At 69.3% G+C, this 12256-nt stretch carries 16 protein-coding genes; 9 read left to right on the top strand and 7 right to left on the bottom strand.

Annotated features, from left to right (window positions below; genetic code table 11):
* Positions 1–8: 8 nt before the first annotated feature.
* On the top strand, positions 9–677 hold the full coding sequence (locus tag K4S16_RS21410; protein ID WP_149260797.1) for a hypothetical protein: 669 nt from the start codon (positions 9–11) through the stop codon (positions 675–677).
* A gap of 18 nt (positions 678–695) precedes the next feature.
* On the opposite strand, the gene K4S16_RS21415 is transcribed toward K4S16_RS21410, so the two are convergent.
* Complete coding sequence (locus tag K4S16_RS21415) at positions 696–2603, bottom strand: TNT domain-containing protein (RefSeq protein WP_235036970.1); 1908 nt, start codon at positions 2601–2603, stop codon at positions 696–698.
* A gap of 125 nt (positions 2604–2728) precedes the next feature.
* On the opposite strand from K4S16_RS21415, the gene K4S16_RS21420 reads away from it, so the two are divergent.
* Positions 2729–3895 carry a S9 family peptidase gene (locus tag K4S16_RS21420; RefSeq protein ID WP_149260798.1) on the top strand — a complete coding sequence of 389 codons (1167 nt, stop codon included), beginning with the start codon at positions 2729–2731 and terminating at the stop codon, positions 3893–3895.
* Here the strand turns inward: K4S16_RS21420 and K4S16_RS21425 are convergent.
* A complete protein-coding gene (locus K4S16_RS21425) occupies positions 3879–4835 on the bottom strand; it encodes a zinc-binding dehydrogenase (RefSeq protein ID WP_149260799.1) in 957 nt (318 codons plus the stop codon). The genes K4S16_RS21420 and K4S16_RS21425 overlap by 17 nt on opposite strands.
* A gap of 156 nt (positions 4836–4991) precedes the next feature.
* On the opposite strand from K4S16_RS21425, the gene K4S16_RS21430 reads away from it, so the two are divergent.
* The 3 genes from K4S16_RS21430 (at position 4992) to K4S16_RS21445 (ending at position 6616) form a co-directional block, all read left to right on the top strand.
* Positions 4992–5579 (top strand): hypothetical protein, encoded by a 588-nt coding sequence (locus K4S16_RS21430; RefSeq protein ID WP_149260800.1) that lies wholly within the window; start codon positions 4992–4994, stop codon positions 5577–5579.
* A 20-nt stretch (positions 5580–5599) separates the two neighbouring features.
* The gene (locus K4S16_RS21440) at positions 5600–6367 is read left to right on the top strand and encodes a hypothetical protein (RefSeq protein WP_160160977.1); all 768 of its coding nucleotides are present in this window, start codon (positions 5600–5602) and stop codon (positions 6365–6367) included.
* A 69-nt stretch (positions 6368–6436) separates the two neighbouring features.
* Positions 6437–6616, top strand: coding sequence for a hypothetical protein (locus K4S16_RS21445; RefSeq protein ID WP_149260803.1), 180 nt, complete (start codon positions 6437–6439; stop codon positions 6614–6616).
* Between the two features lie 202 nt (positions 6617–6818).
* Here the strand turns inward: K4S16_RS21445 and K4S16_RS21450 are convergent, their stop codons facing one another.
* Both K4S16_RS21450 and K4S16_RS21455 read right to left on the bottom strand, forming a co-directional pair.
* A complete protein-coding gene (locus tag K4S16_RS21450; RefSeq protein ID WP_235037023.1) occupies positions 6819–7928 on the bottom strand; it encodes a caspase family protein in 1110 nt (369 codons plus the stop codon).
* The gene (locus K4S16_RS21455) at positions 7912–8268 is read right to left on the bottom strand and encodes a hypothetical protein (protein ID WP_149260805.1); all 357 of its coding nucleotides are present in this window, start codon (positions 8266–8268) and stop codon (positions 7912–7914) included. Before K4S16_RS21455 ends, K4S16_RS21450 begins: the two co-directional genes overlap by 17 nt.
* A gap of 518 nt (positions 8269–8786) precedes the next feature.
* Here K4S16_RS21455 and K4S16_RS21460 point away from each other — a divergent pair.
* Positions 8787–9194, top strand: a complete 408-nt coding sequence (locus K4S16_RS21460) for a DUF1877 family protein (protein WP_160160978.1) — start codon at positions 8787–8789, stop codon at positions 9192–9194.
* 114 nt (positions 9195–9308) lie between these two features.
* On the top strand, positions 9309–9485 hold the full coding sequence (locus K4S16_RS44410) for a hypothetical protein (protein WP_160160979.1): 177 nt from the start codon (positions 9309–9311) through the stop codon (positions 9483–9485).
* A 339-nt stretch (positions 9486–9824) separates the two neighbouring features.
* On the opposite strand, the gene K4S16_RS21465 is transcribed toward K4S16_RS44410, so the two are convergent.
* A complete protein-coding gene (locus K4S16_RS21465) occupies positions 9825–10205 on the bottom strand; it encodes an ATP-binding protein (protein WP_149260807.1) in 381 nt (126 codons plus the stop codon).
* Between the two features lie 138 nt (positions 10206–10343).
* Between K4S16_RS21465 and K4S16_RS21470 the strand changes: the two genes are divergently transcribed.
* Together K4S16_RS21470 and K4S16_RS21475 are read left to right on the top strand one after the other, a co-directional pair.
* The gene (locus K4S16_RS21470; RefSeq protein ID WP_149260808.1) at positions 10344–11126 is read left to right on the top strand and encodes a helix-turn-helix transcriptional regulator; all 783 of its coding nucleotides are present in this window, start codon (positions 10344–10346) and stop codon (positions 11124–11126) included.
* Positions 11114–11293, top strand: coding sequence for a DUF397 domain-containing protein (locus K4S16_RS21475; RefSeq protein WP_149260809.1), 180 nt, complete (start codon positions 11114–11116; stop codon positions 11291–11293). Before K4S16_RS21470 ends, K4S16_RS21475 begins: the two co-directional genes overlap by 13 nt.
* A gap of 56 nt (positions 11294–11349) precedes the next feature.
* Here K4S16_RS21475 and K4S16_RS21480 read toward each other — a convergent pair whose 3' ends face one another.
* Both K4S16_RS21480 and K4S16_RS21485 read right to left on the bottom strand, forming a co-directional pair.
* Positions 11350–11733 carry an ACT domain-containing protein gene (locus K4S16_RS21480; protein ID WP_149260810.1) on the bottom strand — a complete coding sequence of 128 codons (384 nt, stop codon included), beginning with the start codon at positions 11731–11733 and terminating at the stop codon, positions 11350–11352.
* Between the two features lie 37 nt (positions 11734–11770).
* Positions 11771–12193, bottom strand: a complete 423-nt coding sequence (locus tag K4S16_RS21485) for a helix-turn-helix domain-containing protein (RefSeq protein WP_149260811.1) — start codon at positions 12191–12193, stop codon at positions 11771–11773.
* Between the last annotated feature and the right edge of the window lie 63 nt (positions 12194–12256).

Raw genomic sequence — 12256 nt, forward strand, 5'->3', positions numbered from 1 at the left:
TGGGAGGCATGCTGCGGTTGTACGACCATCGAACGGGGCGGGCGGAGGCGCTGCCCGCAGGGCGCGGGCTGCGCGTCCAGGTGGTGGACTCCTCGGACGGGCCGGACGGCGGGTACCGCCGCGCGGTCGTCGCCGACCTGCTGCGGCGGGTCGCCGAGCGGGCCGGGCGCCGCGTCCGGGTCGTGAGCACCCCCAGTACCGCGAGCGGGTTGGACGACTACAACGTCCAGCCGTTCGAGGTGCTGGAGGACGTGCTCCCGGACGCCGACGTCTACGTGACCGGCAGGGCCGACATGGACGCGTTGTGCCTGGTCGTGCCGCAGGAGACCGGGTCCGCTCCAGACCGGTTGACCGCGCGCCTGGCGATGCTGGAAGTCCCCTACAAGGAGCCCCTGGAGCTGTCCGGGGAGAGGGTGGCGGCGTCCACCGAGCGGCTGGACGCCTGGCGCGGCAAGGTCGCCGAGTGGGCGACGTCCCCGGGGCGTCCGATGAGCCGCGAGTACGCGGACGAGGCCATGGCCGCGCTCGCCGACGACCTCGACGGCCCCGCCGCGCTGGCCGTCCTCGACCGGCTAGCCGCCGACCGGGACGTCCCGCCGGGCGCGAAGCTGGAGACGTTCATCCACCTCGACCTGGTGTTGGCGCTCGGGCTGGTCTCCGCGATCGGCCAGGCCTGACCCTGGCCCCGGTCCCGCTCAGCCGTTCGGGACCTCGATCATGCTGCCGTCGGCGAGCAGGTCGGCGACCGATCTCCTGAACACGTGCGCCGTCCCGCCGCCCGGCTGGCCGAACCACGGGATCGCCGTCCCGGTCAGGGCCTCCATGGGGCGCTGCAACCGGTAGACGCGGTACGGGCGGTCGCGCCACTCGGGCGGCAGCGACCGCTGCGGATACGGCGTGCGGGCCGCGTACGTCACGTTCCCGTCCGAGCCGCCGTAGCGGTCCACTTCCGTCCCGGCGGCCAGTTCCATGACGTGGCGGTCGCGCAGGAGCGACAGCGGCGGCTCGCCCTTGAGCGGCTCGAACGGCCCGTCCTTGACGGTGTGGCGCGGGTCGAGCAGGAGCCGTCCGAGCAGGTGCGCGGACGCCTGCTCGGCGTCGTCGAAGACGACCTCCTTGCGGCGCTCGCCGTCCCGCATCTGGAACACCGACCAGCGGCCCGGCTCCGACGTCAGGCACCAGACGCCCTCGGCCGTGTCGTCGACGCGGTAGGCGGCGCGGTCGACGCGGAGCTGGTCGAGCCGGTGCTGGAGCCTCTCCGCCCAGCCGGGGCCCGCCTCGGTCCGGACGCGTTCGGGTGCGGCGCGTCCGGTGACTGAGGCGTTCGCGGCGTCCATGGTGTCGTCGTCCACCGCCGGGACGCGGAAGCCGTTGGCCCTGATGTGCGCGACGAGATCGGGCTCCGGCGGGACGCCGTGCTCGCTCAGGTAGTAGGCCACCGCGCCCGACCACACCCACGTCCCGTCGGTGTGGAAGGTCAGCGGCACCACCGTGCCGCGCGACGGTTCGAGCCGGTCGGGGGCGTTGGAGCGGGCGGCCATGACGGTCGGGGCCTGCCGCAGGTACTCGGCGACGCGGCCGGCCTCGTCCGGCGGGACGGGCGGGCGCGACACGGCGGGACGGCTCCCGTCCGGTCCCGCGTGGTCGAAGATCCTGGCCCTGCGCAGCCCGGAGCGCGGCCGGGGCGGCGGCGTGTCGGCCACGGTCACGGGCCGGGGGCGCGGCCCGAGCCGCCGCGTCATCCATTCCGGGACGTCCTCGCGCGGGAACCGCTCCAGCTCGCGCCGGACGTCGTCGGCGGACGGCTCCTTCTCCCAGCGCGGCTCGTCGTCATGGGCGAAGCTCGCGCGGCAGCGCACGCCCCCGTCCTCGTACAGGACCTCGAAGTCGATCCGGAACCAGGTGGAGCCCTGGAACGCGTGCGTCCCGGCGCGGAGCCGGTCGAGGAGGGCGGCGGCAGCGGCGGGCGGCGTCCAGGAGGTCCGGGCGCCGTCGCCCAGGTGGACGGTGGCGGAGGGCAGCTCCGCGTGCCCGCCGACCGCCTGGTAGTGCCCGGAGACCCGCTCCCACAGCGCCGGCGCGCGGTCGGCGACCAGGACGGCGAACTGGTTCGACAGCAGCTCCATCTGCTCGACCGGGTTCAGCGGGCCGGGATCGGGCGCGGGGCGGTCGGCGGGCTCGCGGCCCTCCAGGCGGTCGCGCAGCCAGCCCGGCCTGTTGGCGCCGTCCCTCGGCATCACGATCTGGTCGCGGCGCCAGCACTCCACCGGGATCGGCGGGTCCCACAGCGGGTCGAAGTCGTGGTTGTAGAGCGGACGCGCCGCGCCGGGTTCGATGATCATGGTCATCGAGAACCAGGTGCCCTGCTCGGACAGGTAGTGCGCGCGGCGCAGGTCCATCAGCAGGCCGGTCAGCTCCTCCGGGACGCCCTCGGCCGTCACGATCCTGCCCTCGCCCGTCAGCACCGTCAGCGCGACGTCGCTCACCGCGACAGTCGCGACGCAGTGCAGGTCGAGCCGCCGCCAGCCGGGCGGAGCCAGCCGCCGCGCGAAATCCGCGATCCGGCCCTCGTACTCCGCGACGCGGTCGTTCTGGCCCGTCACCCCGCGTCCCTCCGTCCGGATGGCTCCTCCTTTGGCACCTGATCGGCAGGTTAACCGCACTAATCAATGTATTGCGCTCTAACCCGGGCATTCGCGACGCTCGGGGGAGGCTACTTTCGTATGTCGTGTCCACCGCTGCACCCGCGTCGTCCGTCCCGGCGTCCCCCGGCCCGCCGCCCCGGCGGCGCCGCCCCACCCGCCCGCTGATGTCGGCGGTCGTCACGATCACCGCGCTGCTGTGCGCGCTCGTCGGCGGCATCGGCTGGTACTTCGCCGGCGTCGCCATCGAGGTCGACCACTCCGCCGAGTACCCGCTGACCATCGAGGACGCGGGGAACGGCACCGTCACGCTCCCCCGCGAACCGGGGACGGAGCGCCCCGGCACGTGGTCCCTCGTCTGGCGGGGCGGCCGCGCCCTGCTCGGGCCCGTCGTCGGCGGAAACGACGAGCACGTGGTCCGGAAGGTGACGTCGGTCGAGGGCGCCCTGCTGAAGGACGCCCCCGCGATGATCGACCACTGGATGTACGACGGCGACCCGAAGACGGCGCTCGGGCTGCCGTTCCAGGACGTCACGTATCCGTCCGAGGTCGGGCCCATGCCGGCGTGGCTCGTCCCGGGGACGTCCTCCAAGGGCACCTGGGTCATCGGCGTCCACGGACGCAACGCCGACAAGGCCGAGACGCTCCGCGTCATGCGGACCGTCCACGCGCTGGGCATGCCGATGCTGTCCATCGCCTACCGCAACGACATCGGCGCACCGCCCTCCAAGGACCGCCACAACCATCTGGGCGACAAGGAGTGGCACGACGTCGTCTCCGCCATGGGCTACGCACGCGCCCACGGCGCGACCGGCGTCGTCCTGTACGGGTGGTCGATGGGCGGCGCGATGGTCATGACGACGTTGCAGCGGGACCCGACGTTCGTCCGCGGGGTCGTGCTCGACTCCCCCGTCCTGGACTGGAACGCCACCCTGGACAAGCAGGCCGACGCCCGCCACCTGCCCGGCTTCATCACGGACATCGCCAAGCGCGTCCTGCAGTGGCGCATCGGCATCGACCTCACCGACTTCGACATGCGGCGGTTCGCACCCCATCTGCGGACGCCGGTCCTCATGTTCACCACCGAGGACGACGAGACCGTCGCCAACGCCCCCGCCTTCGCGTTCGCCCGCAAGGCGCCGCCGGGCACGGTCACGCACATCCCCACGCCCGGCGACCACACCGAGTCCTGGAACGTCGACCCGGCCGCCTACGAGCGTTCGCTCGTCGCGTTCCTCAAGCGGGTCGGCTGACCTCCAGCAGGGTCTTGCCGACGGTGCCGCGCGACTCGATCGCCGCGTGCGCCCCGGCCGCGTCGTCGAGCGGGAAGCGCTGCCCGATCACAGGCTTGAGCCGTCCGGCCGCCGCCTCGCGCAGCGCGCTCAGCGTGAACTCCCGCATCTCCTCAGGCGAGGCCCCGGGCCGGACGAGCGTCACGCCGCGCTCCTTGGCGTCCTCCTCGGGGATGCTCGCCCACTCCCCGCTGGCGAGCCCGAAGCTGACCATCCGACCGCCCTTCCCGAGCAGGCCGAACGCCTCGCGGGCCACGTCCCCGCCCACCCCGTCGAAGACGACGTCCACCGGGCCGGCCTTCTCCGCCCAGCCCGGCTCGCCGTAGTCGACGGCCTCGTCCGCGCCCAGCCGCAACGCCAGCTCGGTCTTCCTGGGGCCTCGGGCAGCCGCGACGACCGTCGCGCCCTGCGCCTTCGCGAGCTGGACGAGGAGCGTCCCGACCCCGCCTGCCGCCGCCTCCACAAGGACACGCTCGCCCTCGCGCGGCTGGGCCGCACGCGTCATCATCGTCGCCGTCCGCCCGTCGGCGAGCAGGGCCACCGCGTCGTCGAGGGCCAAGCCGTCCGGCACCTCGAACAGGCCCTGGGCGTCCACGACGGTCTTCTCGGCGTAGCCGCCCGTGCCGCCGGTGCTGCTGACGACCCGCCGTCCGACGAGCGCCTTGTCAACGCCCTCACCGACCGCCGTGACCACGCCGCCGACCCCGTTGCCCGGGATGACCGGCGGTTCCCACCGCACCGGCATCGGACCGGACCCCGACCGCGTCTGCGTCTCCACGAACGTGATGTTTGCGAACTCGACCTCCACCAGCGCCTGCCCCCCGCCCGGCACCGGATCGGGCGCGTCCCCCGGGACCAGCACCTCGGGCCCGCCGAACTCCCTCAACCACACAGCACGCATATCCGACTCCTTCCCATCAGCGCTTTCAGGAGGAGCCTGCTACCTCAAGCAAGGTCGAGGTCAAGCGGACGCAACGAATCCCTTTTCTCGCCACACGCACCTCTGTAAGCTTTCGCGCGTATTCGGCCCGTCGTTTGCTGCCGCTCAGGGATGGCGATGCGCACCCGGTTGGTACGTTCCTCCCCGCTGGGGTCCCGCCGCGCCGCCTGCCTGTCGGCCGTCCTCGCCGTGTGCACGGCCGCGGGATGCGGCTCGTCCGGCTCGTCCTCCAACGGCGAACTCTCCCCCAACGGCCGGTTCGACACCGGCGGCGCCACCCCCGCCGCGCAGGCGCCCACCGCGGTCCCGACCGAGCAGCTCTTCAAGACGGTGCTCGACCGCTACCGCGCCTACCAGGCCGCCTACAAGAAGGCCTACGAGACCAACGACCCCGCCGGCCTCTCCGACGTCGCCATGGACCCCCTCCTCACCGAGGTCACCGACGACATCGAGGCCACCAGGGCCAAGGGCCAGATCTGGCGCTTCACGAAGACCGTGAACCCCCGCGTCTACGCCCGCTCCAAGGACGGCACGAAGATCTATCTGATCGACTGCGTCAACACCCTCGCCGGCTACCGCTTCTCCGCCAAGACTGGCAAGCGGACCGGCGGCGGGAAGGGCGGTGCCTACGTGTACCGCTACACCGTCCAGTACGACGGCGGCGCCTGGAAGGTCGCCGCCTCCGTCCGGGACGGCACATGCTGACATCCCCCCGAGGACACGCGATGTCTCACACCCCCACCCGGCGCCGCACGGCGTCCCGCGTCACCGTGGCAACGGCCCTGCTCTCCTCCGCACTCGCGTTCCCGGCCCAGGCCCTCGCCGACGGATGCGGCGGCGCGAACAAGGGCCTCGACTGCAACCTGTCCGGCGTCACCGGCGGAGGCTCCGGCGGAGGCGGCGGGACGGGCGGAGGCTCGGGCGGCGGAGGCGGCCCGGTGGGCCCACCGCCTCCCCTGGGCCTGATCGACAACCAGGACGTGGAGAGCATCGCCGGCCCAGGCGCCGCCGCACCGCCCGCGGCCGCGCCGCCCAACACCTGGACCCTGGTGCAGCAGGCCAGAGACTCGGCCCAGCTTCCCGTGCCGACCGTCCACACGGCCCCCAAGGACAAGACCTTCGTGCGGCTGCGGACGTCCCTGTGGGTGGACGGCTTCACCGTCGTCCAGACCAAGCCGATCACGGTGGGCGCCCAGACCGTCCAGGCGACGGCGACCCCCTCGTCCGTCACCTGGAACCTCGGCGAAGGCCAGCTCGTCTGCAACGACGCGGGCACCAAGAACGGGAAGACCTGCAACTACACCTACAAGCGCTCCTCGGCGGGCCAGCCGGGCGGCGCCTGGAAGATCACCGCCACCATCACCTGGAAGATCACCTGGAAGTGCGAGGGCGCGGACTGCGACTCCCCCGGCGGCACCCTCGAAGACCAGACCATGACCTCCCAGCCCACCCCCCTGACCGTCAGCGAAATCCAAACCAACACCGGCAACTGACCCGGACACGGCTTCCGCGGGACGCGCCGAACAGGCACCGGCCCGTGCACGCACGATTGACGATCATCGATGACCCGCACCCGGGAGAGGCCCACGACCGCGTCCGGCGGGACGATCACGCTGCGGACGAGCCGGTCGGTGATGGTCTTCAACCCGGCCCTGGTGTCCCCGGTCATCATCGCGGGGGCCTCGCCGGCGGTGAGTTCGGCCAGGGGATGGGGCCGGTCTTGGCGATCGCGCTGGTCCTGACGGTCCCGCCGGAGTCCTACTGTTCCGCCCCACAGGGTCGAGATCCTGGATGGGCGCCCATTGCGGTGCCACGCCAAGAGCGCGGTCCGCGAGGTGGATCTCTACCGGCTGGAACAGCTGAAGGCGCGGCCTCATCCTGCGGGACGACGCGGGTTACGGAACAGACTGTTCCGCACCGCCTCGAACACCAGACCATGAACAACTACTGAGGCGCAGCAAAGCCAAGAGATTCGAGGTACTCGCGGACCTGTGCGCAATCATAGCCGCGCAGAGCGAGATCAAAATCAGGAGGTGACGCAAGCGGCATCGGGGCTGATGCCATGCATTGCCGAACATACTGATTGACCTGCCGACGATCATACCCGCGCAGAACCACGTCGATTCCAGGAATATCGTCGACGTCAGCGGAGCCCTTTTTGAAACGCTTGCCAGGTCCGACTTGCCGTGCCCTCTGTGGAGGATCGACCCGGTAAGCAGGCAGGACCTCCGCGTCGGCATTGTGGCGAGCGACGACTCTCTGCTCCCCTTCATCCTCAGCGGATGCCAGATGCTGCGCATGGGAAGCATTGCGAGCGAGCACGAAATTGTGAACCGTGTCGGTACCACGTTGATTGGGCCGCGGCAGTCCGCGCTGGCGAAGGCGGCGCACAAGTTGGCCGTATATGGTGTGGACGGTTAGATTCTTCGGCCCCCCGGGGATTCCTTCACGAAGCAGGTCGAGGAGTTCCTGCGTGAACGAAGTCGCCATAATGGTTTTCGGATCATAGGGTTTGACGTGTGCGGGTCCTTCGGCTGCCGCCGTGAGGGTGTAGGCACCTTCGATACTGGTGACGTCCGCAACGATTTCTGAACCGCCGAGTGCGGTGATGGCACGCCCCGAGTAGCAGCAATCAAGAATTACGATCGCAACGCGCGCTGGACTCGTGCGAATCGCACGATCGATGTGGGTGTACTCGATCCCTGTCAGATCCGGATCGATCATGGCTGTGTCGGCCACCGTAAGAATGAGGTGACCCGTCTCGCTGATCAAACCATGCCCGACGTAATACAGCAGAAGGACATCGGTGACCGTCTCAGCCGCTCGACGAATCCGCTGGATGAGTCGGGTAGACCCCCGCGGATCAAGGAACTTGCTCACCTGACCGGGCAACCAAACCCCGCGTACCGGGTCAGTGAGTACCTGCTCCATTCCATCGACGCTGTGCACCGCCGCAGGAATATCTGCAAAGGCCGGCTCGTCGAAACGGGAGGTACCGATCAGTAAGGCGCGGGAATTTCCCAGGCCGGGCCAAGGCTCAGTCAGACTCGTCATCACGATTTCGCAGCAGTTCCTCGATTAGGCGGGGCGCCTCCGACGCATCGGCGGTCTCCAACTCCACAGACTCTCCCGTGGACGTGGTCAGCTTGACCTTTACCGCCGGACGTCGACTTTGCAGCCAAACCGGCAGAGACTGGGCCAGCACGGCGGCCACTCCACCCGAGCCCACCGCGACCATCAGCACCTCGAGAGCTCCACCGAGTTCTTCGGAGCCGGCGGGCCGCCGCCGGAGCCGCACGTGTCCGGCTAAGCGGCGATCGGTTCGCAACCACTGCAGCAACGCCGCCTTTTCACGGATCTCATCACCGCCTGCAAGATCGATCCGCAATTCCACTCCAGGACGCCTCCTCTTTACGCTCCCCGCCTCGGTTGTCAGATATCCCACTATGGCTACCCTGCATACATTGTCGCAGGGAGGCCTCCCCTCGGTAGCACTTCGCCGTTATCGGTGCACCTCCGAGCAAGATTTCGGTCGGTCTCGGCACCGATGTGATCACGGCGCAGAGGACCGGGAGCGGCGGGCACGGGCCTCCCCCAGACGGTCCACCCTGCCGTTCGTGCCCGCGGATGGTGGATCTCGTCGCACCGGTATCGGTAATGGCGGCCGGTGGCACCACCGACGGCCGCGGCGTGGCGGCGCCCCCGGCCTTCCTACCTGGAAGCCGGCAAGAACCTGCCGGGTAGCCCAGGACGGCTACCGCTTCCGAGCGGCTGCGTGTCAGGGGCGTTCGATAGGTTCCGAATGGCGACTCGGACCACGATCCAGAAGGCGGACCCGTGAGCTTCCACATGCACCTACGGGCTCTTCCACCGACGGAAGTCCGCCCAGGCGGCCCGTGGATCGAGGCCTTCATGCTGGCGGCGTGGGCCAAGCACCAGGAGGAGTACGCCGCAGGGATCGCTGACTCGATCGAGAAGGACTTCGCGGAGGTCCACCAGCTCTACACGAGCGCCTCCGGCGGCCCCCCAGACGCTGGAGATTCGAACGGACTGCCGATCTTCGGTGGTGATCCGGTGCCCCGCGAGGACGGCCCCCCGTTCCTGATCTTGCGGCCCGAGCAGGTCGGAGAAGCCGCGACGTTCCTGAAGCTCGCCTCCTTCGACTTGCTCTGGGAGGCGTCCGGCGCCGTGATCTCCGCGAGCTGGGGAGACCCGACGCTCGCCCGAGAGATCCACCTGAGCCACCACGAAGATCTCGTCGCCTTCTACCAGGCTGCTGCTGACGCCGGTCAGGCCGTCCTCAAGGCGTTCTGGTACTGAGACGCCGCCCAGCAACGCCTAAAGACCAGACCATGACCTCCACAGCCCACCCCCTGATCGTCAGTGAAATTCAGGCCAACACCGGCAACTGACCGAGCGAACAAGGACGGAGCCATGCCGACCACCGACCAGGAAGAGCGCGAGCCACCGGAGATTCGCCGCGAGCCCGAGGCCCGAGAGGCGGATCGAGAAGCCGGGCTCATCCGGACTTCCCTGGAGGCAGGCCAGATCCCGCCCGGTTACGAGATCTACACCGGCGAGCAGATCGCCTCGGGGGAATGGCTTTCCTGACGACCGCCACCTCCGGCCGTACTGCTGCCACCCCTACTTGGACTGCGCGTACCACTCGCAGAGCGCCGCGCCACCGGCGGGGGCGGCCTGGCGCGGGCGATCCGCATGGCGCCTCCGGCCGCGGCCTGGGGAGGGTTGGCGCTCCATTCGCTCGTACTCGGACTCGTTCTTTGGCCAGGCGGGACGGGAATGGGGGTTCGCCGTTCATCGCCGCTTCCAGAAGACGCGGTGACGACGAGCGGATGAAGAGGCGCCCCTCGGCCTGCCACATGCCCCCGTCCAGCGAGATTTCCCAGAACGGGTAGCGCTCGCGTAGTGAGAGCAGTGCATCGGCCTCGTTCATGACGTGCTTTCGGGGAGCAGCGCCCACACGGCCTTTCCTCCGCCTCCTAGCGGCTGCGTGCCCCATTCCTTGACGAGGGCGCCCAGCATCGCCAGCCCGCGCCCGTCCTCGCTCAGCAGGTCCGCAGAGCCCGGTACCGGCAGGACGTCGGAGGAATCGAAGACCTCCACGACCGTCCCCTTGTCCGCTTGGACGACCCGCACGGTCGCCATCGCGCTATTCGTATGCCTCAAGACGTTCGTCACCAGTTCCGACACCACGACCTTCGCCACATAGGCGTCCTGGCCCCACCTCCCCAGAACGGCCTCGACCCAGTCCCGAGCTTCCTTGACCGACTCGGCCCGAACCGGCACCACGATCTCCGCGGGGCACTCCATGAACGATCACCTCCGACTTTCGGTAACTCCCCGCACAGAATCCACTCCAAGAAGTAACGTGAGCATGCAAGCCCCGAGACGCACATCGAGGACTCAAAATCACTTAATTCCACTTCAGAGCCACTGGAGATCACTGCCATGGCCAAACGCAAGCCGTCCCCGGCCCTGAAGGCCTTCGGCGCAGAGGTCAGACGCCTGCGCGAAGACGCCGGCATCACCCGAACAGAGCTGGCCCACCGTGTAGCGGTGACGCCCTCCTATATCTCCCAGGTCGAAAGCGGCAACACCCGGTGCCGCAAGGACTTCGCCCAGCGACTGGATCATGCGCTGGAAACGGGCGACCAACTCACGGCGTCCTGGGCCAGGCACCTTCGCGCCGCGAGCTACCCGAAGTTCTTCGCCGACTACTCCGAGGCCGAGTCATCAGCCGACCTACTCCGCGCCTACGAAGCGACGTTCGTGCCCGGCCTGCTCCAGACGAAGGAGTACGCCCACGTGCTTCTTCTCTCAGAGGCCGCACTCGATGCGCGTCTCAGTCGCCAGCAGATCCTGTTCCGCGAAACACCGCCCCGGCTCATCGTCGTCATAGACGAGAGCGTCCTCATGCGGGAGGTGGGTGGCCCAGGCGTGATGCGGGACCAGTGCGAACACTTGCTGAAGGCGACGGAGCGGGAGAACATCCTCGTTCAGATCGCTCCGATCGCCTACTACCGTGGTGTCTCCGGATCATTCAACATCGCCACGCAACCGACAGGAGAGGAACTGGTCTCTCTGGAGACCTCCACCGGAGGAGTCACCTCTGACGACTCAAGGGATATCTTGACCGTTGTCGGTGAATTTGCGGAGTTGCAGGCTCGCGCACTGAGCGTCACTGACTCCCGTGACTTCATACGAAAGGCGATAGACCGGTGGACGATGTGACTTGGCGCAAGGCGCGGCGAAGCAACGACCACGGCGGGGCCTGCGTCGAACTTGCCGCCCTGCCGAAGAGTGTGGGCGTGCGGGACTCCCGGGACCCGGATGGGCCGAAGCTTCTGCTCGCCCCCGCCGCGTTCCGGGCGCTGCTCGCGGACCTCAAGCAGCAGTAGCGGCAGGCGGAATCTCTAGGGCTCCGGCCGCTCTCCTGGAAATTCAGCGTGTTCAGTCATACGGCCACCTGGTGGCCGGCTCGGCGAAGTATGCCGACGGCTTCCTCAAGCCGGTCGGCCGGGACGAGCACAAGGTCGCCGTCGTAGCTCGCCGCGGTCCAGACGGGGAGCTCGCCGGCGGCAAGCGGCGCGACGATGGCGCTGAGCATTCCCGTCGCCTCCGGGTCGTGCGCGTCATCGCCGTTCCACAGCGCCGCCCATCCGTCCTCGGCCGTGTCGTCGCGCCGCATCGCCGCGCCTCCGTCCGGACCGAGCACGAGCGCGAGCAGGTCGGATCCGAGGGCGACCGTGCGGACGCCGGACACCCGCTCGAGAACGAAGCGGCCCTCCAGCACGCGCAGGTTCTGAGTTCGGGCGGCCGGCGTCGAGCTGCGATTCACAGAGTCCTCCAATTGCGTCACAGCGAAAGGGGCAGTGTTACCGGATGTCGTGGTCGGGGTTGGTCTGGTCGTATCGGTGCCGGGCCTCGGCGATGACGTCGCGATGGGTGAGAGACCAGTCGGCGAGTGCCTTCACCAGGTGGGTGAGGCTGTCGCCGGTCTCGGTCAGGCGGTAGTCGACCTGGGCGGGGACAGTCGGATACACGGTGCGGAGGACGAGTCCGTCGCGCTCCAGCCTGCGCACCGTGAGGGTGAGCATGCGCTGGGAGATGCCGTCGATCGCGCGTTGCAGTTCCCGGAAGCGCCGCGGCCCGCCGGCGAGTTCGACGATCACGAGTACCGACCACTTGTCCCCGATGCGGTCCAGGACGTCGCGGATCCCGCAGTCCGGATGGTCCGCGCGTCCACAGGGATCGAGCGCCGCGGGCTCGGGGGTTACCCCGGTGTGCGTGGGTGACATGAAACTGCCTCCTTGTGGCCGGCGGCGCGGGCGAATCAGGATCAAAGCGTAGTTACCGAAGAG

The organism is Actinomadura sp. K4S16, from assembly GCF_008327685.1.
Lineage (GTDB): Bacteria > Actinomycetota > Actinomycetes > Streptosporangiales > Streptosporangiaceae > Spirillospora.

Bases quoted from the DNA above. Each gene is read 5' to 3' on its own strand.
- K4S16_RS21465 (WP_149260807.1), bottom strand. From the start codon at position 10,205: ATGGAGTGCCCCGCGGAGATCGTGGTGCCGGTTCGGGCCGAGTCGGTC.
- K4S16_RS21485 (WP_149260811.1), bottom strand. From the start codon at position 12,193: ATGTCACCCACGCACACCGGGGTAACCCCCGAGCCCGCGGCGCTCGAT.
- K4S16_RS21445 (WP_149260803.1), top strand. From the start codon at position 6,437: ATGACCCGCACCCGGGAGAGGCCCACGACCGCGTCCGGCGGGACGATC.
- K4S16_RS21440 (WP_160160977.1), top strand. From the start codon at position 5,600: ATGTCTCACACCCCCACCCGGCGCCGCACGGCGTCCCGCGTCACCGTG.
- K4S16_RS21410 (WP_149260797.1), top strand. From the start codon at position 9: ATGCTGCGGTTGTACGACCATCGAACGGGGCGGGCGGAGGCGCTGCCC.
- K4S16_RS21425 (WP_149260799.1), bottom strand. From the start codon at position 4,835: ATGCGTGCTGTGTGGTTGAGGGAGTTCGGCGGGCCCGAGGTGCTGGTC.
- K4S16_RS21460 (WP_160160978.1), top strand. From the start codon at position 8,787: ATGCTGGCGGCGTGGGCCAAGCACCAGGAGGAGTACGCCGCAGGGATC.
- K4S16_RS21470 (WP_149260808.1), top strand. From the start codon at position 10,344: ATGGCCAAACGCAAGCCGTCCCCGGCCCTGAAGGCCTTCGGCGCAGAG.
- K4S16_RS21430 (WP_149260800.1), top strand. From the start codon at position 4,992: ATGCGCACCCGGTTGGTACGTTCCTCCCCGCTGGGGTCCCGCCGCGCC.
- K4S16_RS21450 (WP_235037023.1), bottom strand. From the start codon at position 7,928: ATGACGAGTCTGACTGAGCCTTGGCCCGGCCTGGGAAATTCCCGCGCC.
- K4S16_RS44410 (WP_160160979.1), top strand. From the start codon at position 9,309: ATGCCGACCACCGACCAGGAAGAGCGCGAGCCACCGGAGATTCGCCGC.